This window comes from Streptomyces sp. NPDC002889 (assembly GCF_042888425.1).
GTDB lineage: Bacteria > Actinomycetota > Actinomycetes > Streptomycetales > Streptomycetaceae > Streptomyces.
In genome coordinates this window covers 150,560-172,279 of sequence record NZ_JBIAPT010000010.1, presented here as the reverse complement: position 1 = coordinate 172,279, position 21,720 = coordinate 150,560, and the positions used below count along the sequence as shown (strand labels likewise).

The 21,720-nt window shown below is 71.7% G+C and carries 17 protein-coding genes and 1 pseudogene; 11 read left to right on the top strand and 7 right to left on the bottom strand.

The genetic code is table 11. The features are described 5' to 3' along the window. Positions 1 to 105: 105 nt before the first annotated feature. The 4 genes and pseudogenes from ACFYWI_RS17215 to ACFYWI_RS17200 form a co-directional block, all read right to left on the bottom strand. Positions 106 to 965 (bottom strand): annotated as a pseudogene (locus tag ACFYWI_RS17215) (Fpg/Nei family DNA glycosylase). 231 nt (positions 966 to 1,196) lie between these two features. Beyond that, positions 1,197 to 2,552 (bottom strand): wax ester/triacylglycerol synthase family O-acyltransferase, encoded by a 1,356-nt coding sequence (locus ACFYWI_RS17210; RefSeq protein WP_389232248.1) that lies wholly within the window; start codon positions 2,550 to 2,552, stop codon positions 1,197 to 1,199. A 97-nt stretch (positions 2,553 to 2,649) separates the two neighbouring features. Further along, entirely contained in the window at positions 2,650 to 4,728 is a 2,079-nt protein-coding gene (locus ACFYWI_RS17205) for a SpoIIE family protein phosphatase (protein ID WP_389232244.1), read from the bottom strand. Positions 4,729 to 4,780: 52 nt separating this feature from the next. Next, on the bottom strand, positions 4,781 to 5,878 hold the full coding sequence (locus tag ACFYWI_RS17200; RefSeq protein ID WP_389232241.1) for a DUF6777 domain-containing protein: 1,098 nt from the start codon (positions 5,876 to 5,878) through the stop codon (positions 4,781 to 4,783). 156 nt (positions 5,879 to 6,034) lie between these two features. Between ACFYWI_RS17200 and ACFYWI_RS17195 the strand changes: the two genes are divergently transcribed. From ACFYWI_RS17195 to ACFYWI_RS17185, 3 genes are read left to right on the top strand one after another with little or no spacing between them, the layout of a single operon-like run. After that, a complete protein-coding gene (locus tag ACFYWI_RS17195) occupies positions 6,035 to 6,853 on the top strand; it encodes a YndJ family protein (RefSeq protein WP_389232238.1) in 819 nt (272 codons plus the stop codon). Between the two features lie 14 nt (positions 6,854 to 6,867). Continuing rightward, on the top strand, positions 6,868 to 7,431 hold the full coding sequence (locus ACFYWI_RS17190; protein WP_389232638.1) for a DUF1990 family protein: 564 nt from the start codon (positions 6,868 to 6,870) through the stop codon (positions 7,429 to 7,431). Further along, complete coding sequence (locus ACFYWI_RS17185; RefSeq protein ID WP_389232235.1) at positions 7,415 to 8,821, top strand: lipase maturation factor family protein; 1,407 nt, start codon at positions 7,415 to 7,417, stop codon at positions 8,819 to 8,821. The genes ACFYWI_RS17190 and ACFYWI_RS17185 overlap by 17 nt, the downstream gene beginning before the upstream one ends. Positions 8,822 to 8,871: 50 nt before the next feature. Here ACFYWI_RS17185 and ACFYWI_RS17180 read toward each other — a convergent pair whose 3' ends face one another. After that, the gene (locus tag ACFYWI_RS17180) at positions 8,872 to 9,042 is read right to left on the bottom strand and encodes a hypothetical protein (RefSeq protein WP_389232232.1); all 171 of its coding nucleotides are present in this window, start codon (positions 9,040 to 9,042) and stop codon (positions 8,872 to 8,874) included. A 287-nt stretch (positions 9,043 to 9,329) separates the two neighbouring features. Beyond that, positions 9,330 to 10,793, bottom strand: a complete 1,464-nt coding sequence (locus ACFYWI_RS17175) for an SDR family NAD(P)-dependent oxidoreductase (RefSeq protein WP_389232229.1) — start codon at positions 10,791 to 10,793, stop codon at positions 9,330 to 9,332. A 673-nt stretch (positions 10,794 to 11,466) separates the two neighbouring features. Between ACFYWI_RS17175 and ACFYWI_RS17170 the strand changes: the two genes are divergently transcribed. From ACFYWI_RS17170 to ACFYWI_RS17135, 8 genes are read left to right on the top strand one after another with little or no spacing between them, the layout of a single operon-like run. Then, positions 11,467 to 13,686: a hypothetical protein gene (locus tag ACFYWI_RS17170; RefSeq protein ID WP_389232226.1), complete on the top strand. Its 2,220-nt coding sequence runs from the start codon at positions 11,467 to 11,469 to the stop codon at positions 13,684 to 13,686. A gap of 8 nt (positions 13,687 to 13,694) precedes the next feature. Beyond that, the gene (pelF, locus tag ACFYWI_RS17165) at positions 13,695 to 15,197 is read left to right on the top strand and encodes a GT4 family glycosyltransferase PelF (protein ID WP_389232224.1); all 1,503 of its coding nucleotides are present in this window, start codon (positions 13,695 to 13,697) and stop codon (positions 15,195 to 15,197) included. Beyond that, complete coding sequence (locus tag ACFYWI_RS17160) at positions 15,194 to 16,558, top strand: hypothetical protein (RefSeq protein WP_389232221.1); 1,365 nt, start codon at positions 15,194 to 15,196, stop codon at positions 16,556 to 16,558. Before pelF ends, ACFYWI_RS17160 begins: the two co-directional genes overlap by 4 nt. Before the next feature lie 59 nt (positions 16,559 to 16,617). Next, positions 16,618 to 17,619, top strand: a complete 1,002-nt coding sequence (locus ACFYWI_RS17155; RefSeq protein ID WP_389232218.1) for an SDR family NAD(P)-dependent oxidoreductase — start codon at positions 16,618 to 16,620, stop codon at positions 17,617 to 17,619. Between the two features lie 16 nt (positions 17,620 to 17,635). Beyond that, positions 17,636 to 18,349, top strand: coding sequence for an NDP-sugar synthase (locus ACFYWI_RS17150; protein ID WP_389232215.1), 714 nt, complete (start codon positions 17,636 to 17,638; stop codon positions 18,347 to 18,349). 7 nt (positions 18,350 to 18,356) lie between these two features. Next, the gene (locus tag ACFYWI_RS17145) at positions 18,357 to 19,253 is read left to right on the top strand and encodes an NAD-dependent epimerase/dehydratase family protein (protein ID WP_389232212.1); all 897 of its coding nucleotides are present in this window, start codon (positions 18,357 to 18,359) and stop codon (positions 19,251 to 19,253) included. 10 nt (positions 19,254 to 19,263) lie between these two features. Beyond that, the gene (locus ACFYWI_RS17140) at positions 19,264 to 19,923 is read left to right on the top strand and encodes a spherulation-specific family 4 protein (protein WP_389232207.1); all 660 of its coding nucleotides are present in this window, start codon (positions 19,264 to 19,266) and stop codon (positions 19,921 to 19,923) included. After that, a complete protein-coding gene (locus ACFYWI_RS17135) occupies positions 19,920 to 20,741 on the top strand; it encodes an endo alpha-1,4 polygalactosaminidase (protein ID WP_389232204.1) in 822 nt (273 codons plus the stop codon). Before ACFYWI_RS17140 ends, ACFYWI_RS17135 begins: the two co-directional genes overlap by 4 nt. Positions 20,742 to 20,802: 61 nt before the next feature. On the opposite strand, the gene ACFYWI_RS17130 is transcribed toward ACFYWI_RS17135, so the two are convergent. Continuing rightward, positions 20,803 to 21,537, bottom strand: a complete 735-nt coding sequence (locus tag ACFYWI_RS17130) for a (2Fe-2S)-binding protein (protein WP_389232635.1) — start codon at positions 21,535 to 21,537, stop codon at positions 20,803 to 20,805. Between the last annotated feature and the right edge of the window lie 183 nt (positions 21,538 to 21,720).

Sequence of the window (21,720 nt, the reverse complement as noted above, 5' to 3'; positions counted from 1 at the left end):
GGTGGCCGGCCCACGCAGGGGCGAGGCGCTCCGGGCGGCAGGCTCGTCATGTCCGGTGTGCCGGTATCGGCGCTTGCCGGGGAGCAGCGGTGCTCGTGCGGCGGGTTACTTCAGCAGCCGGGAGAGCCGTCTGTCCGCGAGCGGCTTGCCGCCCGTCTGGCAGGTGGGGCAGTACTGCAGCGACGAGTCGCTGAAGGACACCTCGCGGACGGTGTCCCCGCAGACGGGACATGCCTCGCCGGTGCGGCCGTGGACCCGCAGCCCGCTCTTCTTCTCCGACTTGAGCCGCCCGGCCGCGATGCCCCGCGACCGCTCCAGGGCCTCGCCCAGGGTGCTGCGCAGCGCCTCGTACAGGGCATCGAGCTCAGCCTCGTCGAGATTCTGTACGGGCTTGAACGGCGACATCTTCGCGGCGTGCAGGATCTCGTCGCTGTACGCGTTCCCGATGCCGGCGATCAGGCTCTGGTCGCGCAGCGCGCCCTTGATCTGCCGCCGTTCACCGGCCAGGAGCGAGGCGAACGCGGCCCGGTCGAATCCGTCCGCGAGCGGATCGGGGCCGAGCCGTGCGACTCCCGGCACCTCGGCCGGGTCGCGTACGAGATGCACCGCGAGGCGCTTGGTGGTGCCCGCCTCGGTCAGATCGAAGCCGCCGCCTTCGGCCAGCACGGTGCGCAGCGCGAGGGGGCCCTTGCCGGGCCGGGGGGCGCGGCCGGGAACTCGTCCTTCCACTGGAGCCAGCCGGCGCGGGAGAGATGGGTGACCAGGTGCAGGCCGCCCACGGTGATGTCGAGCCATTTGCCGTGCCGGTCCACGGCGGTGACCGTCTCGCCCTCGACGGCGGTGAGCGGCGGGTCGTAGGTCTTGAGCACGCTGATGGCCACGGGCAGCACGCGCGCGATCCGCCGGCCCACCAGGTGGGCGTCGAGAAACTCTCGCAGCGCTTCGACCTCGGGCAGTTCGGGCATGCCTCCACCCTGCCGTACGGGGGCGCCGATCGCCCCCCGGGACAGGTCGGCGCCCACCCTCCGAACGGGTCGGCACCGCAGAACGATCACCAGCCGTGCACGTGCGCCGCGAGGGCGGCGAACACCGTCGGCCGCTCCCACGGGGATGCCGTCGGTGAGGCATCGGTTCACTTGAGAACCGTCAACACCCGCGAACGGGCGAATCGTTGCATCAGGCCTGACCTGTCAGATCTATCGGAAGGCGACGAGCAGTTCATCCATCTCCTCACGCACCGCGAGAGCCAGCCGGTCGAGGTCGGGCAGCGCCTCGCCGTCGGCGACCAGGCCGACATGGACCTGCCCGCCGTACGTCGACATGGCGATCGCCATGGACTGCCCGCGGGCAAGCGGCGCCAGGGGGTAGAGCTCGCGCAGCGGGCACCCTCCGAGGGAGAGCGCCGTGCGGGGCAGCGGCACGTTGGTGACCAGGACGTCGAAGAGCAGCCGGGCCGCACCACCGGCCAGCGGGGCACCGAACCGATGTGCCAGCGGTGGAAGTTGGTCGGCCAGTACGGCCACGGCTCCGGCACCGCGCAGCGGCCCCGCGGCCTTGTTCCGGTCCATCGCGACACGGACAGCGGACAGTCGCGAGCACGGGTCGGGGTCGGCGACGGGCAGCTGCACCAGATACGCGGAGAGCCTGTTGCCGGATCCGGGCAGACCGCCGGGCCTGCGCCGGGAGACCGGAACGAGAGCCCGTGGGCCGGCCGCCGGCAGCCGCTCACCGCGCTCCCCCATCCAGCGCCGCAGTGCCCCCGCCACCACGGCCAGCATCACATCGTTGGCCGTCCCGCCCGCCACCCTGCGGACGCGGTGCACGTCCTCCGCGTCGAGCACGGCGGTACCGATGCGGCGCTTCCCGCTGGCATCGGCCGTGAGCGCGGGCAGTCCGCGCGGGTCGAGCCGGCTGGCCCGTACGACGGAGGCCCCGACGCCAAGGGCCTGGCCCAGCTCCTCGATACGCCCCCGGGCGAAGCTCGCGATCCGGTGCGGGCCGGCGAGCCAAGTGCGGGGCGGCGCGGTACGTGTGCGGCGCGCGGCGGACCTGCGGGCGTCGGCGATCTCGTCGAAGATGCCGGCCCCGATGGCCACCGCGCGCATTCCGTCGGCGAGTGCGTGATGGAGCTTGACCAGTACGGCGAAGCCGGCCTGGCGCTCACTGGACAGGAGGTACATCTCCCAGGGCGGCAGGCCTCGTTCGAGCGGCCGTTCCATCAGCTCGCCGGCCGCATGGGCGGCCTCGGTCGCGAAGTCGCCGTCCGGGAGGCGGAGCCGGCGCACATGCCGCCGTACGTCGAAGCCGGCGTCGGCGGCCCATGCCGCACCGCCCACGGGCAGCAGGACGTCCCGCACCCTCATCCGCAGCCGGGGGATCGCCGCCGCACGGGAGGCCAGCAGCGGGAGGATGCGCTCGACATCGGCCTCCTGATCGTCCCCGGCACGGGGGGCGGGAGCGAAGAAGGCGAGCGCGCCGAGATGCATCGGGTGGCCGCTGGATTCGAGATGCCAGAACGCCAGGTCGAGGGGGGCGAGAAGCTCACTGCTCAAGAGATCCTCATGTCCTAGGAGCCGGGATGCGCAGTCAAGCGCCTTCGATCGGTTACGGTCAAGTACGATCAGTTTACGGACAGTTAACAGCGCATGATCATCCGACCGCGGACCTTTCCGGGATGATGAACTCGCACCAGACGCACTTGCCACTGCCGCGCGACTCCACACCCCAGGCCTCGGTCAGCCGGTCCACCAGCAGCAGCCCACGGCCGGAGACCCCCGACTCCCCCGCCTCACGCCGCCGCGGCAGCGCGCTGGAGCGGTCCTCGACCTCGACCCGCAGCCGCCGTTCCGCGCCGGACAGCACCCGGGCGGTGACGATAGCCCCGCCGTCGGTGTGCATCAGCGCATTGGTGATCACCTCGTCGGCGACCAGCTCGATCTCGTCCGCACGCTCCCGCGCCCCCCACGCCCGCACCGCGGCACGCACCATGTGCCGGGCCGAGCGCAGCGCCTCGGGGTCGTTCTGCGCCACATGCTGCTGCAGCCGGCCCCCGGCCTGCGGTGCGAACGCGCCCTTGCGGCGCAGGAACAGCAGCGCCACATCGTCGTCCCCGCCCCGCTCGTCCACCACCTCGCACAGCCGGTCGGCCAGCAGCTGCAGATCGCGCGGCCCCTGGTGCACCATCTCGGCGAGCACCTTCAGGCCGTCGTCGAGGTCGGCGCCCGGCTCTTCGACCAGGCCGTCCGTGTACAGGAGCAGCGTCTGGCCGGGGTCCAGTTCGTGGGTGCTGACCGGGTATTCGAGCCGGCCGAACTCCGCGGAGAGGCCCAGTGGCAGCCCGCCCGGCACCGGCAGCCGTCGGCAGCTGCCGTCCTGGTCCCTGATCAGCGGGTCCACATGGCCGGCCCGCACCACCTGCACCACGCCCGTCGACAGATCCGCCTCCGCATAGGTGCAGGTGGCGAATCGCTCGGTGTCGAGCTCATGGAGGAAGACGGACGCGCGGGCCATCACCGTCGCCGGCGTGTGGCCTTCGGCCGCGTACGCCCGCAGGACGATGCGCAGCTGCCCCATCACCGCGGCCGCATGCGTGTCGTGGCCCTGCACGTCCCCGATGACAGCGCCGACCCGGCCGCCGGGCAACGCGATGATGTCGTACCAGTCGCCGCCGATGTCGCGTCCCAGCCTGGCCGAGCGGTAGCGCACCGCGATCTGGGCGCCGGGCACGTCGGGGATACGCCGGGGCAGCATCGCCTGCTGCAGGCCCTCGGCGAGATCGTGCTCCTGCTCGTACAGCACGGCTCGCTGCAGGCTCTGCGCGATGCTGCTGCCGAGCGCCACCAGAACATTGCGCTCCTCGGAGGTGAAGCCGGTCTTGTCCCGGTAGAGCAGGCCGAGCGCCCCGATGGGCCGGGCCTGTGCGATCAGCGGCAGATAGGCCGCCGCGGAGATGCCGAGTCCGCGGATGTGCGGCCACAGGACCGGGTACGACTCGGCGAAGTCGCGTTTGGACTCGATGAAACGCGGCGTCAGGGTACGCACCACCTCGCTCATCGGGTACTGCTCGTCGACCCTCGTGTAGCGGGTGCCCGGCACGAAGGAACCCTCGGGCCCTTCGGCGACCAGATGGATCCGCCCACCGGACTCCAGCAGGCCCATGACCAGGCTGGTGGCGCCGAGGTGCTCCAGGCCGTGCGAGTCCTTGAGCACGGCGATGACGTCACGGACGGTCCTTGCATGGGCGAGGGCGGCCGTGGTGCTCTCAACCACGCTGGTCTGCCGGCGCTGTTCGACGTCGAGCTCGATACGGGCCGTGGAGTCGGCGAGCTCCTCCGTGGCGTCGCGGACGACCCCGATGATCCGCAGCGGCCGGCCGGTCTCGTCACGCCGCACACTGCCCTGGGTATGGGTCCAGCGCAGGCTTCCGTCGCGACAGCGGATACGGAAGTAGGCGCCGTAGTGGTCGCTGCCGTTCTTGAGCGCCTGGGAGACCACGGCGTCGAGCCGGACAGCCTCGTCCGGCGGCACCCGGTGGGCCAGACTCGCCGGGTGACCGTCCCACTCGTCGGGGTGCAGATCGAACACGTCCAGGCCGGGCGCGTCCACATGCATCAGCCCGCTGGTCAGGTCCCAGTCGAAGGTGCCCATGCGGTTGAGAGTCAGGCTCACATCCGCATGTGCCGGCCAGTCGTCGGGGAGCGACAGGGCACCCACTGCCCGATCAGCCATGGGGCCACTCTGCCATCATTTGTCACAATCCACGAGCGGTCGTTCGGACGGCTCAGCCCTGGAAGGTGTCCGGCTCGGCGGGCGCCTGGGACAGGAGGGGCTCGGGGTCCACGGGAATCGGCTCCTCTTCACCGGGGAGGAGGGGGTCGACGGGCTCAAGCTCGTCCTGGGGCTGGGGCGGGTCGACGGGCAGTACCGGCTGCGGGTCGGCCGGGGGTGCGGGCGGATCGGCGGGCAGCGCAGGCTGCGGGTCGACCGGGGCGGGGACGGCCGGGTCGACCGGGGCGGGGACGGCCGGGTCGGCCGGCACTCCGGGGTCAGAGGGAGCCGCCGACACGTCGTATCCGTCCGGCCGGCGGCTCGCGGGGTCACTGAAGACCGCGTCCGGGTCGACCGGAGGGAACACCTGGGGCGGTGCGTCCTGTTCGCCGTCCGTGCCGACCGGCCGCTCGATCCAGCTGCTGTCGGCGCTGTTGACGATCATGAGGCTGTTGACGACCTGGGTGGCCGGCTTGATGACGAGCACCCGGTCGCTGCGGTAGCCCTTCCACGGCGCACCCTTGACGACCACGGAGCTCTTGGCCGGGACAGGCGGCTTCAGGGGTGTACCGGAGGCGCAGCGCACCCGTGGCGCGCCGTACTGATCCACCAGCACAGCGGTCCCGGCCTGCAGTACGGCCTGGTAGCGGACGGCGGAGCCGCCCCTCAGACCGTGGTTGGTGATCCGGGTGTCGGCGCGCAGTACGACGGGCGTCAGTCCGCGCAGGAAGGCGGGCATGACCGACTGATCGATCCCGGCTCCCTTGGCGAAGGCGCCCGCCTTGGCCCTGTCGGCCTCGAGGAAGCGCACCTGCTTCTCGATGTCGCAGCTGCCGGACTTCTGCGTTCCGCCGTACAGACCGGGCGCCGAGCCCGAGAGGGTGCGCAGCGTCTGCCCGCCCCCGGCAGGGTTGGTGGGCGCGTCGGAGACGGGTGGCAGCGGGGGCAGGGAGGCAGAAGTGGCCGTCGACGCCGTGTACGGGTTGGGGCCAGGGGCCGCGACCGGCTGGAGGAAGACCTCCGCGGACTCGGCCGGGCGCCTTTCGCCCTCGCATCCGGACGTCAGCAGCCCCACGGACAGCGCGGCGACCGCCGCGCACACACGCCGCATCGGAGAGCGCACCAAGATCCCCTGCCTCTTCACCTCGAGATGTTTCTCAAATTTCTGCCGGAAGCGCACGATCCCCGCGACTTGAACGCGTTCACTTCACCGCATAGGCTGCTGTCCGCAGAGAATTGAACACGTTCAATCCGGGGGTGGGTGCGTGTGTCCGTACTGGTCAACCTGATAGTGATGCTCGGAATGCTGGTCGTCGTACCGGCGGGACTGCTTCTTGTGGACGCGGACGCCCATCCGTCCATTCGGCGGACATGGCCGCTGTTCGCACTCCCCGGCGCGGCGGCCCTGTGGCTGCCGCGCGGGGCGGTCGCTCTCGCGCTCGCGGCCCTTTACGCCCTGGGCACCGTGCTCCTCGCCGTCGAGGCCCCGCGACGCCTCGCCCGTACGCACAGTCTCGCGCCCGCCGAGATCGCGGTGCTCACCGCGCTGGTGACACCGGCGGTGGCAGGCGTGGCGCTGGTCGCGGAACGCGGCGGGTACGAGCTCTTCGGTTTCACGCTGCCGATCCTGGCGCTGACCGTGCCGCACTTCCACTTCGCCGGGTTCACCGCCGCACTGGTGGCGGGCCTGGTGTGCCGGGTGGTCGCCGGCCGAGTGGGGCAGTTCGCGGCGCTCAGTGTGCCGCTCGGCACCCTGCTCGTACTGTGCGGGTACTTCATCGGCGACTGGGCGGAGCTGGCAGGCGCGCTGGTGCTCACCGCGGGTATGTGGGCGGTGGCCCTGCTGACCTGGCGCGACATCCGCAGCGCCCGGCGGGACCGATGCACCCGCGCGCTGCTGGCCTGCTCGGCGGCCGTGCTGGTGGCGACAATGCTGCTCGCCCTGAGCTGGGCGGTCGGCGAGGCCACCGGAGCGCCCCACCCCAATGTGACCTGGATGGCCGCCACCCACGGCCTCGGCAACGCCCTCGGCTTCGCGCTCTGCTCGGTGCTGGCCTGGCGACGACTCAAGGAGATCACGGCGTGAGCGACAGGAACGGCATGAGCGGCAGGAACGGCGCCGGCGGCGGGCCTCCTCGCAGCCTCAACTACCCCGAGGTCGGCGCCACCCGGCTGGACCCGCTGCCGGACTGCTACCACCACCTGCACCACACCGCCCAGGTCGGCCGCGGCCGTGCCGCCTTCGAGGCCGCGGGCGCCGCGGTCACCACCTGGGCCATGCACCGTGGATCGGGGGCCCGGGTGCGCTCCGCGGAGGACAGGGCGCAACCCGGCACACGGCTCGAGATCTCGCTGGGCATCGGCCCGCTGCGCCTGGCCGCGTGGTGCGAGGTGATCTGGGTCGCGTACGAGAAGGACCGCGTCGGCTTCGCCTACGGAACCCTGACCGGGCATCCGGAGCGCGGCGAGGAGTCGTTCGTGGTCGACCTGCGGGACGACGGTTCGGTGTGGTTCACGGTCACGGCGTTCAGCAGGCCCGCCACCTGGTACAGCCGGCTCGGCGGCCCCCTCGTGCCCGTCCTGCAGAGGGCGTACGCCCGGCGCCTCGGTGACACGCTGCGGCGGATCGCCGCCGATACTGGACGTGATGACGTGGTTCGGTGACGACGCGTACTGGTTGAGCCGACTGGTCTTCCAGCGGGCTCTGGCCGCCGTGTATCTGGTCGCCTTCCTCTGCGCCCTCCTCCAGTTCCGGGCGCTGATCGGCGAACACGGCATGCTGCCCGTGCCCGACCATCTGCGCCGGGTCCCGGCACGGGCGGCGCCGAGTCTGTTCCGGCTGCACTACTCCGACCGCTTCTTCGCCCTGGTCGCCTGGGCCGGATGCCTGCTGTCGGCCGCCCTGGTGGCGGGCGCCGCCGACCGGCTGCCGCTGGGGGTGGCGATGGCGTGGTGGGCGGCGCTGTGGGCGCTGTATCTGTCGATCGTCAATGTCGGGCAGACCTGGTACTCGTTCGGCTGGGAGTCCCTGCTGCTGGAGACCGGCTTCCTCGCGGTCCTCCTCGGCAACGAGCGCACCGCGCCGCCCGTCGTGGTGCTGTGGCTGCTGCGCTGGGTGCTGTTCCGGGTGGAGTTCGGCGCGGGGCTGATCAAGATCCGCGGCGACCCGTGCTGGCGCAATCTGACCTGCCTGTACTTCCACCACGAGACCCAGCCGATGCCGGGGCCGTTGAGCTGGTTCTTCCACCATCTGCCCGATCCCCTGCACCGGGCGGAGGCGGCCGCCAACCACGTGGTCCAGTTGTTCGTCCCGGTGCTGCTGTTCACTCCGCAGCCGGTGGCGAGCGTGGCCGCGGGCGTGATCATACTGACCCAGCTGTGGCTGGTGCTGTCGGGCAACTTCGCCTGGCTGAACTGGCTGACAATCATCCTCGCGCTGTCCGCCGTGGACAGTTCCTTCCTCGTGGACGCGCCCGCGCTGCCCGCGTCCCCGCTCTGGTACGAGGTCACGGTGATCGCCGTCGGGGCCGGGCTGCTGGCGCTCAGCTATCGCCCGGCGCGCAATCTGCTCTCCAAGCGGCAGGCGATGAACCGCTCGTACGACGCGCTCCATCTGGTCAATGCCTACGGGGCGTTCGGCACGGTGGGCCGGATCCGGCACGAGCTGGTGATCGAGGGCACGGACGAGAGGGTGCTCCACGAGGGCACGGTGTGGCGCGAGTACGAGTTCAAGGGCAAACCCGGCGCCGTGCGAGGACTGCCTCGCCAGTACGCCCCGTACCATCTGCGGCTCGACTGGATGATGTGGTTCGCCGCGCTCTCCCCCGCCTACGCCGAGTCCTGGTTCCTGCCGTTCATCGAGCGGTTGCTCGACGGCGACCGGGACACGCTGCGGCTGCTGCGCCACAACCCGTTCCCGGAGGCACCGCCCGTCTACGTGCGCGTCAGGGTGTACCGCTACCGGTTCACGACCTGGGGGGAACTGCGGGCGAGTGGCGCCTGGTGGCACCGGACCCATGTGCGGGAGTTCCTCAATCCGACCCGGCTGTCGTGAGCGCATCTGTGCCCCCGGCCGGACCGGGGGCACAGATGCGACGCGTCGGCTCAGTCGATGCCGGGCAGGATGTGCGGCTCGGCGAGGTCTTCCTCGTACCCGGCCAGCCTGATCGGGGCCGAGCGGGCCCAGACCTCGAGGTTACGGAGCTCTTCGGCCTTGCCGGCCCGTTCGCCGCCGCGGTCCGACGGTCGTGGTTCGTGCTTCACATCTGGTGTCACCGCGCACTCCTCTGTGTCGCGTCACTGGGACAGGGGCAGTTGGGTCGCGGTGGCGCCGTCAACTCGGGCGGGACCGCAGCCGGGTTGCAGGCCTGTCCCAGGACGGCCGAAGGGGTTTCGTGGATCCCTTGGTGGCCGTCCATTCACCCCAGGGTAACCAAATGAGCGGCCCCCTGCTCGATGGGGCCTGTAAATCGACTCAATTCAGGCCAACGACCCCCTCCAGATGGACAACGGCCGGTGCACCTGCTGGTGCACCGGCCGAAGAGGACCGTGGGAAGGGGCGATTACCAGTTCGCCGGGGCGTAGTCCTTGAGGAAGCAGCCGTAGAGGTCCTCGCCGCTCTCGCCGCGCACGATCGGGTCGTAGACACGGGCGGCGCCGTCGATGAGGTCGAGCGGGGCGTGGAAGCCCTCATCGGCGAGACGCATCTTGTCCGGGTGCGGGCGCTCGTCGGTGATCCAGCCGGTGTCGACCGCGGTCATCAGGATGCCGTCCGCCTCGAACATCTCCTGCGCACTGGTACGGGTGAGCATGTTGAGAGCGGCCTTGGCCATGTTGGTGTGGGGGTGACCGGCACCCTTGTAGCCCCGACTGAAGACACCCTCCATCGCGGAGACGTTCACGACGTAGGTGCGCTTGGCCGCCGCCGCAGCCATCACCGGGCGGAGCTTGCTGATGAGGATGAACGGAGCCGTGGAGTTGCACAGCTGCACTTCGAGCAGCTCGACCGGATCGACCTCGGAGACGGTCTGGATCCAGCTGTTGGTGTCGTGCAGATCGGGGACGAGCCCGCCCGCGTCGATGGCGGTGCCCGCCGCGATGCGCTCCAGCGAGGCGGAACCGGTCACCAGCGCCAGGTCGGTGACGTCCTGGGCCGTCAGGCCCTCGCCGCCGGCTGACGGCAGCGCCGCCACCGACTCCACCGCGCCGCTGCCGAAGGTGCCGATGACATGGGCGGGCGGCAGCTCGCCCGCGGGCAGCGGGGCGGATTCGGCGGCGATCAGTTCGCGGTACGCCTGCGGGGAGCGGCGCACGGTCTGCGCGGCGTTGTTGATCAGGATGTCCAGCGGGCCCTCGGCAGCCACCGAGTCGGCGAGCGCGACCACCTGGGCCGGGTCACGCAGATCGATGCCGACGATCTTGAGGCGGTGGATCCACTCGTCGCTGTCCGGCATCGCCTTGAAGCGGCGGATCGCGTCCTTCGGGAAGCGGGTGGTGATGGTGGTGTGAGCACCGTCACGCAGCAGCCGCAGGGCGATGTACATGCCAATCTTGGCGCGGCCGCCGGTCAGCAGCGCGCGCTTGCCGCTCAGATCGGCACGGGCGTCGCGCCGGGCCCGGTTCTCGGCCGCGCACTCCTGGCACAGCTGGTGGTAGAAGGCGTCGACCTCGACGTAGCGCGCCTTGCAGATGTAGCAGGAGCGGGGGCGCTGGAGTACGCCGGCGATCTCGCCGACGACCGAGGAGGACGGCAGCAGGCCCTGGGTCTCGTCGTCGATGCGCTCGGCCGAGCCGGTGGCGGTGGCCTCTGTGACCGCCCTGTCGTGCGCGGTCTTGGCGGCTCGGCGCTCCTGGCGGCGGCGCTGCTTCACGGTCCGGTAGATACCGGCGGTGGCCCGGCGGACCATGATCGCGTCGGGGTGGTCGACCTCGAGCTTGTCGAGCTCTTCGAGCACGCTCAGGCAGACGGCCATACGCTCCGGGTCGATGCCCGGGCCGTACCCCAAGCTGTCCTCTGTCACCGTCATCGCCGTTGCCGTTCCTCGATCACTCGAATGCCGTAGTTCCAAAAGCGCAACTTTACTGAGTGATGGGGTGCCGTCCAAATGGCGAACGTCACCCCGGAACGATCCGAAACGCATGTCACACGGGCCGGGTGGCGCCGCCGCCCGACGGGCCCGTGCCCGTGGTCGCGCGAAGAGGGTCGGACGCCGGGGCCGACACCGCCGACGGCGTCATGGACCCTGATGCCGGCCGGAGCGCCGAAGCGGTTGCGGCCGAAGACGCGGCAGAGCGCATCGCCGGTGGCTCGGAGGCGGCCGCACACCGTCCTGTGACTGGCCGGATTCGGTGAGCACCTCACCGGGGGCAAGTGACGACGATTGGACTAGTCCTCTGAAGGCAGCCGGGCCCCCCGGCAGCGGCTCGCCCCATGTGCCACCTGACCACGCAAGGGACCGATCGGACATGGATCGGCATCCGCGTACCGCTTCCGCGACGACGATCGACGCACCACGCACACTTCGGCCGCGCATCCGTTTCACGCCAGGTTTCACAATGCCCACACAGATCGGCCAAGTCGCCCCCACTATGTGATCCGACAGAGCCGACGTGGGCGGTGGCCACAGCACACCGACCACTTCAAGGGGGGGTAGGGCATGCCGGGCGGGGGCCCGGCATGCCCTACCGGGGGAGGACCATATGAGCCGCATCGTCCACAGAGCTGCCCTGGCCGGCGCGAGCGCGCTGGTGCTGGCACTGACGCTCGCGACGCCTTCCGCACAGGCGGCCGAGCCGCCGGTGCCACGCATCGATCTGCGGGTGCTGGTGGTCGACGACGGGGGTCCTGCGGTCGCGGCCATCGCCGCCGAGCTCTCCGGCTCCGGGACGCCGTTCACCACTGTCGACCTCTCCCGGAGCGGCCGGCCGCTGATCGACGCGGCATTCCTCGCCGACAGCGTGGGCGGACGGCCGCGTGCCAGGTTCCAGGCGGTGGTGCTGCCCAGCGACGCTCCGGCCGGCATGCGGTCCTCGGAGCTCACCGCCCTCGCCTCCTACGAGCGGACGTTCGCGATCCCACAGGTCGACGCCTATACCTATGCGCGCCCCGAGGTGGGCCTGGACCACCCGGTCAACGGCGGGCACAGCGGTCCGCTGGACGGAGTGCGGGCGGGGGTCACGGCGGCGGGCCGTGCGGGGCCGTTCGGCTATCTCGAGGGACCGGTGCCCTTCGAGGACAACTCACCCACCGTGCACGAGAGTTACGGTTACCTCGCACAGCCCGCCGCAGGCGCCGACTACACCAGCTATGTGGACGCCCCGCTGCCCGGCTCGCAGGGGCGCGGCTCGATCGTCGGCGAGTTCCGCCAGGACGGCCGGCGCGAACTCGTCGTCACCTTCGCCTACAACCAGTACCAGCAGCAGTTCCGGCTGCTCGCCCGTGGCATCGTGAACTGGATGACCCAGGGCGTCCATCTGGGCGCCGCGCGCAACTACTTCGCCGTTCACGTCGACGACGTCTTCGCCGCCGACGACCGCTGGGACAGCGCCTTGAACTGCACACCCGGCGACGTCGACTGCATGCCGGGCCAGGGCGAGCCGGACCCGATCCGGATGACGTCCGCCGACGCCCAGTACGCCGCCCAGTGGTCGGCCGCACGGCGTTTCACCCTCGACATGGTCTTCAACGGCGGCGGCAGCGAGCTCTTCAAGGAGGAAAACGGCGGCAGCGACCCGCTCGCGCAGCAGCTGACCGCCGACAAGGCCGCCTACCGCTGGGTGAACCACACCTACAACCATCCCTTCCTCGGCTGTGTCCAGGACGTCAGCACCGTGCCGTGGACCTGCGCCAAGAACACCGACGGCAGCGTGAAGTACGTCGGCCGCGGCGAGATATCCGCCCAGATCGCGGACAACCGCGCCTGGGGGCAACGCGCCGGACTGCCCATGCGGACAGACGAGTTGGTGACGGGCGAACACTCCGGGCTGAGGGTCCTGCCGCAGCAGCCCGACGACAACCCCAACCTCGGGCCCGCGCTCACCGACAACGCCGTCGCCTCGCTCGCCTCCGACAACTCCCGCGACCGCGAACAGCGCCGGGTCGGCCCCGCCCTGACCGTGCCCCGCTTCCCGATGAACGTGTTCTACAACGCGGGACGCACCGCCGAGCAGATCGACGAGTACAACTGGATCTACACCCGCGCGGCCGACGGAGGCAGCGGCATCTGCGAGAGCGCCGCCAACTCCACATGCCTGGAAGAGCCGTTGGACCCTGCCACCGGGTACGCCGGCCATGTCGTGCCACTGGAGGCACGGATCGCGCTCGGCCATGTGCTCGGCAATGATCCGCGTCCGCATTTCATCCACCAGTCCAACCTCGCCGAGGACCGTATCGCCTATCCCGTACTGAACCGTGTCCTGGACGACTACGCGGACCTGTACGCGGACAGCGCCCCGCTGGTCAATCTGCGCCAGCGCGACATCGGCGCCGAGTTGCAGGGCCGCGCGGCGTGGAACGCCGCGGTCGCGGCCGGGCAGGTGACCGCGTACCGGATCGGCGACACCGTCACCGTGCGGGCGCCCGCCGGTGTCCGGGTCACGGCCACGATGCCTCCCGGCACCCGGCAGTCCCTGCTGCTGGGCAACGCCTCCTTCGGCAGCCCGTACGCCGGCTCGGTGTCGGGGTGGGCGGCGCCGGGGCTGCTGCAGGACAGCGTCACGCTCACCGTGCCCGGCGGCGCGGCAGCCGCACGCGAGGCAGGAACCGTCGGCCCCTTGGTAACCCCCGGCCGGGAGCACCCGTCGACGTCTTCCGGCCGGCCCGGCCAGGGGCGAGGCGGCGTGAAGCTCCAATCGCCCGTTCCACCGCTGCCGCTGCCCGCGGGTGTGCGCAAGCGCGTGCCGTACGGCGTGACGGGCTGACGGTCCGCATGACCGACACTCTCCGTGCGCGCCGTCCCGGCGCCCCCAAGGTCACGCTGCTGACTGAAGGAACGTATCCGCACAGCCACGGCGGCGTGAGTGTGTGGTGCGACCAGCTGGTCGGCGGCATGCCCGACGTCGACTTCCAGATCACCGCGGTGACCGGAACCGGGCAGGAACCGCTCGCCTGGGAGCTGCCCTCCCATGTGTGCGCCCCGCTCTCCGTCCCTCTGTGGGGCCCCGACCCCGTCGGCGACCCGCCGCGTGGCCGCCGGCTGCGGCAGCTGATGACGAGCTACGAGCAGTTCCTGACCGCACTCCTGGACCCCGCCGCCGAGCACGGCTTCGGGCCCGCGCTGTACGAGCTGGCCAGGGCCGCCCGCGACGGCCACCTCGCCCCGGCGCTGCGCACCGACCGCGCCGTCGGCATCCTGGTGGACGTCTGGACCCGCCCCGATCTGGCCGTGGTATCGGCGCGGCCCACCGTGCACGATGCACTGACCGCCACCGAGCTGCTGGAGCATGCGCTGCGGCCGCTCACCGCGCCGCCGCCGGAGACCGGAGTGGCCCACGCGGTCAGCGGCGGACTCGCCGCGCTGCCCGGGCTCGTGGGGGCACGGCTGCACGGTGTGCCTCTGCTGCTCACCGAGCACGGCGTGTATCTGCGTGAGCGCTATCTCGGCTATCGCACCGGGCCCTACCGGTGGCCCGTCAAGGCACTGCTGCTGGGTTTCTTCCGGCTGCTCGCCGAGGAGACGTACCGCACGGCCGCGCTGGTGACCCCGGGCAACCGGTACAACCGGCTGTGGGAGGAGCGCGGGGGCGCGGATCCCGCACTGATCCGCACGGTCTACAACGGTGTCGACCCGGTGGCCTTCCCGCCCGCCGGCCCCGAACCGGCCGCGCCGACGCTCAGTTGGGCCGGACGGGTCGATCCGATCAAGGATCTGCAGACCCTGATCCAGGCGTTCGCGCTGGTGCGGGAAGAGCTGCCCGAAGCGCGGCTGCGCCTGTTCGGCGGCACGCCGCGCGGCGGCGAGGCGTACCGGGAGGGCTGCGAGAAGCTCGCGGCCGGCCTCGGGCACGGTGACGCGGTCACTTTCGAGGGGCGGGTCGACGACATCAGGGACGCGTACGCGGCGGGCAATGTGGTCATGCTCTCCAGCATCAGCGAGGGCTTCCCGTTCACCCTGATCGAGGCGATGTCCTGCGGACGCGCCACCGTCTCCACGGATGTCGGCGGGGTGCGTGAGGCGGTCGGCGACTGCGGGCTGGTCGTACCGCCGCGGGAGCCGGCGGCGATGGCAGCCGCAGCGCTGGAGCTGCTGCGCGATCCGCAGCGCCGGGCCGCGATGGGCGAGGGCGCGCGGCTGCGGGTGATCGAGCAGTTCACCCTCCGCCGGACCGTCGAGACCTTCCGGTCGATCTACCACGAACTCGCCCTGGGAGCCGCTGGGTTCGAGGCCGTGTCGGACGAGCGGACCCTGCGTACCGCGGGGGCCGGCGCATGAGCGGCCCGCTGCGCCTGGTGCCGGGCGAGTGGGACGCGCTGCCCGCCTTACCGCGTCCGCGCACCGGCACCCGCGTCCGGCCCAGCTGGGCCGAGGACCCCATCGACGAGCTGGCCGAGCGGCTGGTCGAGCAGATCGCGTCCGCGGTCCATCCCTACGAGGTCGCCGCGCTACTGGAGTCCGACGGACTGACGGGCGATCAGATCACCGGTCGCTACGACCGCCCCGATCTGTTCACGCTGGCCGAGGATCTTTACGTGCGGGTGCCGCGCCACTATCCGCAGCCGCCGCCCGCTCCCGACCCCTGGCGCCCGGACACCGTCCGCTGTGCGCTGCGCGGCCTGGTGTTCGCTCTGCCCGGTCTGGCGTACGTGCTGGGTGCCGGGCTGTGGCAGGGCCCCGCGGATGTCACCGGGCTGATCGTCTCCGGGCTCGCCGCCTGGGCCTGGAACCAGGCCCTCAGCCACCGGGCCCATCTGCGGCTCGCCGCCGGGGGGCCGTCGGCGGCCGCGCGGACGCTGGGTATCGGTGCATCGGCCGGAGCGGTCGGGGCCGCGGGCATCGGGCTGCTGGCCTCCGGCCCGGGCACGGGTGCGGCGTTCGCCGCCGGGCAGTCCTGCTATCTGGCGGCAGCGAGCGTCCTGCTGGTCCTCGGCAAGGAACGGGCCCTGCTCGCAACGCTGGTACCGGCTGCCGCCGGAGGCGCCGGGGCCTGGCTGCAGCGGCCGTCCGACGCGCTCGCCGTGGTGCTGCTGCTGTCGACGGTGGTCCTCTCGGCGTGCGCCGCCGGCCATGCGGTACGGGCCGCGCTGCGATCCGGGGCCCCGCCGTCGGCAGGCTCCAGGACCGGACTGCTGAGCTCCCTGCCGTACGGGCTGTTCGGACTGGCCGCGGGTACCCTCGCGGCGCTCGCCGGACTGGCCGACCCCCTCTCGGTCGTCGTCCTCACCCTCAGCATGGGCTTCGCCGAATGGCTGCTGTACCACTTCCGTTCGCTGTCGCTGGCCGCCCTGCGCGCCGCCACCTCACTGCGCCGGTTCGTCCTCCTGGAACTGCGGGCTCTTGCCCTGTGCCTGGGGGCGTATCTGGCACTTCTGGGCGTCGGCTCGCTGGCCGTGGACACTCGACCCGGCGAACTCCTGGCGCTGGGGGCCGTGTTGTGGACGGCCCTGCTGCTCCAGGCCTTCTCGCTGGCGTGGCTCCCGGCTCTTGTGCCGCTCGCCGCGGCGGCCGCCGAGGCCGGTGCGGCCGCTGCCGGCCTGTCCCTGGACCCGCTCCAGTTGATCTGTCGCTCCGCCGCGGCGGCCGTGCTGGCCGTGGCGGCCGCCCGGCTGCTCACCCGGCCCACCGCACACCGCTGACCACCCGCTGCCCCACACATCCGGCAGCACCTGACCACCGACGAACGGGAGCACTTTTCGTGACAACGAACGCCCTTGTGGCCGTCACCGGAGCCGAGGGTTTCATCGGCTCGCATCTGACCGAGACCCTTGTCTCCGCGGGCTTCCGGGTCCGCGCCATGGCCCAGTACAACTCCTTCTCCTCCTACGGCTGGCTGGAGTCCCTCTCTCCCGACGTGCTCGACCAGGTCGACATCGTCCTCGGGGACGTACGCGACGCGGGCTCGGTGCATCAGCTCGTCGAAGGCGCCGAGGCCGTCTACCATCTCGCCGCGCTGATCGCGATCCCGTACTCGTACCGGGCACCGCACAGCTACGTGGACACCAACGTCACCGGCACGCTCAATGTGCTCGAGGCCGTACGCCGGCTCGGCATCCCGCGTCTGGTGCACACCTCCACCAGCGAGACGTACGGCACCGCGCAGACCGTGCCCATCACCGAGGACCACCCCATCAACACCCAGTCCCCGTACGCCGCTTCCAAGGCGGGCGGCGACCGGCTGGCCGACAGCTACCACGCCAGCTTCGGTACAGCGGTCGTCACCCTGCGGCCCTTCAACACCTTCGGGCCGCGGCAGTCGATGCGGGCGGTCATCCCCACCGTCATCGGCCAGGTCGCGGCGGGCGAACAGACCATCACCCTCGGGGATCTGCGGCCCACCCGCGACTTCCTCTACGTCAAGGACACCGCGCGCGCCTTCCTCGCCGTGGGTACCGCGCCCGCCGAGGCCGTTGTCGGCCGCACCTTCAACGCCGGGACGGGCGGGGAGATCTCCGTCGGTGAACTCACCCGACTGATCGGCAAGTTGATGGACACCGAGCTCGACGTGCACGAAGACGCGCAGCGGGTCCGGCCGACGGGCTCCGAGGTGCTGCGCCTGGTCGCCGACGCCTCCCGGCTGCGCGCGGCCACCGGCTGGCAGCCCGGCCACGACCTCGAGACCGGTCTGCGGCACACCATCGACTTCTTCCGCGACGCCGCGAACCTGGCCCGCTACAAGACCGGCATCTACAACATCTGACCCACAGGGGGCTTCCATGCACGCAGTGATACTGGCCGGAGGCAAGGGCGTCCGGCTGCGCCCGTACACCACCGCACTGCCCAAGCCGCTGGTGCCCATCGGCGACCAGCACGCGATCCTGGAGATCGTGCTGCGCCAGCTCGCCGCCGCCGGCTTCACCAGCTGCACCCTGGCCATCGGCCACCTCGGCCACATCATCCGCGCCTATGTCGGCAACGGCTCCCAATGGGGCCTGCGGGTCGGGTACTCGACGGAGGACAGCCCCCTCGGCACTATGGGCCCGCTGCTCACCATGATGGACCGGCTGCCCGAGACGTTCCTCGTGATGAACGGGGACATCCTGACCGACCTCGACTACGGCGACGTCCTCGGACGCCACACCGCGTCCGGCGCGCCGCTGACGGTCGCCACCTACGCCCGCACGATCGCCATCGACTTCGGCGTGCTCACCACCGAGTCCGGCAGGGTCGTCGGCTTCGCCGAGAAGCCGAGCATGGACTACCGCGTCTCCATGGGCGTGTACGGGCTGAGCCGCGAAACCCTCGCCGGGTACACGCCCGGTCTGCCGCTCGGCTTCGACGAACTGGTGCTGGACCTGCTGAAGGCCGGGACCCCGCCACATGCCTATGAGTTCGACGGCTACTGGCTCGACATCGGACGGCCCGACGACTACGACCGGGCGAACGCCGAGTTCACCACCCACCGCGGTCTGCTGCTCAAGGGGGCGTGACGGCTCCATGCGCATTCTCCTTCTGGGCGCAACCGGCTTCCTGGGCAGCCACACCGCCGAACGGCTGCGCGCCGTGCCGGACGTACGGCTGCTGGTCGGCAGCCGGTCCCCGGCGGCGGACCTCCGTATCGATCTGACCGCGGATCCGGAGGTCCTGGGTGAGGTACTGCTCCGGGCGGCGCCTGATGCCGTCGTCAACTGCGCGGGGCGGGTGGCGGGAAGCGCTGTACAGCTCACCGATGTCAACGCCCGCGGACCCGCGGCCCTGTGCGAGGCGCTGTGTGAGGCACTGCCCGCGGCCCGTCTGGTCCATCTGGGTTCGGCGGCCGAGTACGGTCCCACCGACCCCGGCGTGCCCGTCGCCGAGTCGGCCGCCACCCGGCCGCTGAGCCCGTACGGGGCGACCAAACTCGCCGGGACCGTGGCCGTCACCTCCTCGGGGCTCGAGGCCGTGGTGCTGCGTGTCTTCAACCCGGTCGGGCCCGGCGCGCCGGCCGCCGGACTGCCCGGGCGGCTCACCGCCCAGCTGCGGCGGGCCGCGGCGGATGGCACGGTCCGGGTGGGCGATCTGTCCGCGCACCGTGATTTCGTCGACGTCCGGGATGTGGCGGACGCGGTGGCCCGGGCGGCGACGGCGCCGGGGCCGCTGCCGCCTGTGCTCAATGTCGGCAGCGGACGGGCCACGGCGGTACGGGAGCTGGCGCACTCGCTGGTGCGGGTGGCCGGGTTCGCCGGGCAACTGGACGAGGGGGGCACCGGGTCGGCACGCTCGACGGCGGTGTCATGGCAGTGCGCAGACATCACGGCGGCGGGCGGCGCCCTCGACTGGCAGCCGCGGCGCACGCTCGCCGAATCGCTCGCCGATCTGTGGAAGTCACCGGAGCCGGGCGGGCCCGTCCGGTGAACCGTCCGTCATGAAGCTGCTCGTGCCGATGTACGTCCACCCGGCTGTCGACCCGGGCGCCTGGCAGGCTCTCGTCGACTCCGCACCGCTGCTGTACGGCGTGGTGCTCAACACCGATGACGGTCCCGGCCGGGCGCCCGACCCGCACTTCGCCGGTGCGGCCGGTGCGCTGCGGGCGGCCGGGGTGCGGGTCCTGGGTTATGTGGACACCGACTACGGGCGGCGCTCCCCTCGAGCGGTGGCACAGGACTTCGAGCGCCACCGCGACTGGTACGGCGCGGACGGGTTCTTCCTCGACCAGGTCGCCCCCGACCAGGCCGGGGTACGCCACTACCGCAGGCTCGCAAGGGTCGCGCGGGCGCGGGGCGGGCGGACCGTCGCGCTCAATCCGGGCGTCCATCCGGCCCCCGGCTATGCGGCGTTCGCCGATCTGCTGGTGACGTTCGAGGGCGGGTGGGATGCCTACCGGACGGCTCCGGCCGCCCCGGCGTGGACGGGCCGCCACACGCCCGAGGCGTTCTGCCATCTGGTGCACGGGGTGCCGAGCGGACTCTGGGGGCTCGCGGCGCGCACGGCCGAGCTGCGGGGCGCCGCCGTACACTGCGCCGTACCCGGCCATGGTCCGAACCCCTGGTCGGCCCTGCCACCCGCGCTCCGGAAGGCGTCATGATCCGTACGGCCAGGCTGCGGACGGTCCTGTGCGCCGTCGCACTGCTGCTGCTCGCCGCCTGCTCCCCCACGCCGGCCGAGCCCGGCCCGGGCCCGACCGGAACGCAAACGACGCCTCGGGCGCGCTGGCAGCCGCGGCCGGGCCTGGCCTGGCAGTGGCAGCTCCAAGGAAAGATCGACCACAGCGTCGACGTACCCGTCTACGACATCGACGGCTTCGAGAACGACGCGGCGACCGTACGCCGGCTCCACCGGGAAGGCCGCAAGGTCATCTGCTACATCAACGTGGGGGCCTGGGAGTCCTTCCGCCCCGACCGTGACGACTTCCCCGAGTCCGTACGGGGCGGCCCCAACGGCTGGGAGGGCGAACGCTGGCTGGACATCCGTCAACTGGACGTGCTGCGCCCGCTGATGGCCAAGCGCTTCGACATGTGCCGGGACCGCGGCTTCGACGCGATCGAACCCGATCTGCTGGACGGCCATCTCAACGACACCGGCTTTCCTCTGACCGCCGTGCATCAGCTCGCGTACAACCGCATGATCGCCCGACTCGCCCACGATCGGGGCCTGTCCGTGGGGCTCAAGAACGACTTGCCTCAAGTCCCGGAGCTGGTGCGGGAGTTCGACTTCGCGGTGAACGAGGAGTGTGCCGAGTTCGATGACTGCGAGGCGCTCGAGCCGTTCGTGGCGGCGGGCAAGGCGGTGTTCCATGTCGAGTACGCGGTCCCCGTGGGCCGCTTCTGCGAGCAGGTCGAGCGCCTCGGCTTCAGCTCGATGCGCAAGAGGCTCGAGCTGGGAGTGTGGCGGCAGCCCTGCTGAGGCCTGTGACCCGGCCGGCAACGCCGATTCCACCGGACCGCCCGGGCCTTGCCCAGGGCGATCACCCCACCGCCGGGAAGGACCGCGGTGCGTCCCTGACAGCGGACGGCCGTGGCGGGCGGTCGAAGACGCAGTCGCCGCACAGCCCGCCATCCGGGATGCGGTAGTAGAGACAGCAGGTGCGCCGCCGCAGCCCGGGAAGCTCCACCGTGCCGGCGAGATCCGGGTGCGCGAACAGCTCCGCGGCGAGCGCCGAGGCACGCTCGGCGACGTCGGGCCGGCCGCTGCTGCGGGCCCAGGTGTGCAGGGCGCGCACGGCCCCGGCGAGCGCGGACCCCGCGTTGCCCCACAGCAACCGAGGGGAGATCCGGGTGTCGCGTCGCAACGCCTCGGCGAGCGGCACCAGATGCGCGGACTGGACCGCCTCCCGCACGTGGTCGGCGGTCCCCGGCAGTACCCGCACCTCGGTGAGCAGCAGATCGTCCGGCGCGATGCGGCTCCCGTCCCAGTGCAGCAGCTCGGGATCAAGGTCGGGGATGTGACCGTGGAGCGCGGCGGAGCCGAGCGCGACGGACCACAGCCGGGCTGCGAGGCCGAGATGGGCGACGGAGGCGGCGACCCGGCGTTCGGTGACCTTCAGTCGCGACGCGACCGTCTCGACACGCTCCGGGAGCGGCGCGCCGCCGCCCGTGTGCTCGCCCGCGTACACCCGTGCCAGCGCCGTGTGACCGCTCTTCGGCACCCCGGTCCGCAGGGCGAAGAAGCCGCCCACGGCCGCCAGCTCTGCCAGGTCCACACCCACTCTCCGCTCCCCTTCGTCATCCGCACGAGGTGTCGCGCCGAAAATACGGTGCGCCCGCACCCGAACACCGTAACGATGGCGCGGTGGCACCGGGCGGGCCGAGGGGTCCCGGCAGCGCGCGAAGGAGGGTCGCCGATCGGATACTGGGTGGTGAACGCCTTGTGCGCCGAACGGGCC

Coding starts and splice junctions, on each gene's coding strand:
- ACFYWI_RS17160 (WP_389232221.1), top strand. CDS start 15,194: ATGAGCGGCCCGCTGCGCCTGGTGCCGGGCGAGTGGGACGCGCTGCCC.
- ACFYWI_RS17175 (WP_389232229.1), bottom strand. CDS start 10,793: ATGACGGTGACAGAGGACAGCTTGGGGTACGGCCCGGGCATCGACCCG.
- pelF (WP_389232224.1), top strand. CDS start 13,695: ATGACCGACACTCTCCGTGCGCGCCGTCCCGGCGCCCCCAAGGTCACG.
- ACFYWI_RS17145 (WP_389232212.1), top strand. CDS start 18,357: ATGCGCATTCTCCTTCTGGGCGCAACCGGCTTCCTGGGCAGCCACACC.
- ACFYWI_RS17140 (WP_389232207.1), top strand. CDS start 19,264: ATGAAGCTGCTCGTGCCGATGTACGTCCACCCGGCTGTCGACCCGGGC.
- ACFYWI_RS17170 (WP_389232226.1), top strand. CDS start 11,467: ATGAGCCGCATCGTCCACAGAGCTGCCCTGGCCGGCGCGAGCGCGCTG.
- ACFYWI_RS17200 (WP_389232241.1), bottom strand. CDS start 5,878: ATGCGGCGTGTGTGCGCGGCGGTCGCCGCGCTGTCCGTGGGGCTGCTG.
- ACFYWI_RS17150 (WP_389232215.1), top strand. CDS start 17,636: ATGCACGCAGTGATACTGGCCGGAGGCAAGGGCGTCCGGCTGCGCCCG.
- ACFYWI_RS17205 (WP_389232244.1), bottom strand. CDS start 4,728: ATGGCTGATCGGGCAGTGGGTGCCCTGTCGCTCCCCGACGACTGGCCG.
- ACFYWI_RS17185 (WP_389232235.1), top strand. CDS start 7,415: ATGACGTGGTTCGGTGACGACGCGTACTGGTTGAGCCGACTGGTCTTC.
- ACFYWI_RS17135 (WP_389232204.1), top strand. CDS start 19,920: ATGATCCGTACGGCCAGGCTGCGGACGGTCCTGTGCGCCGTCGCACTG.
- ACFYWI_RS17190 (WP_389232638.1), top strand. CDS start 6,868: ATGAGCGGCAGGAACGGCGCCGGCGGCGGGCCTCCTCGCAGCCTCAAC.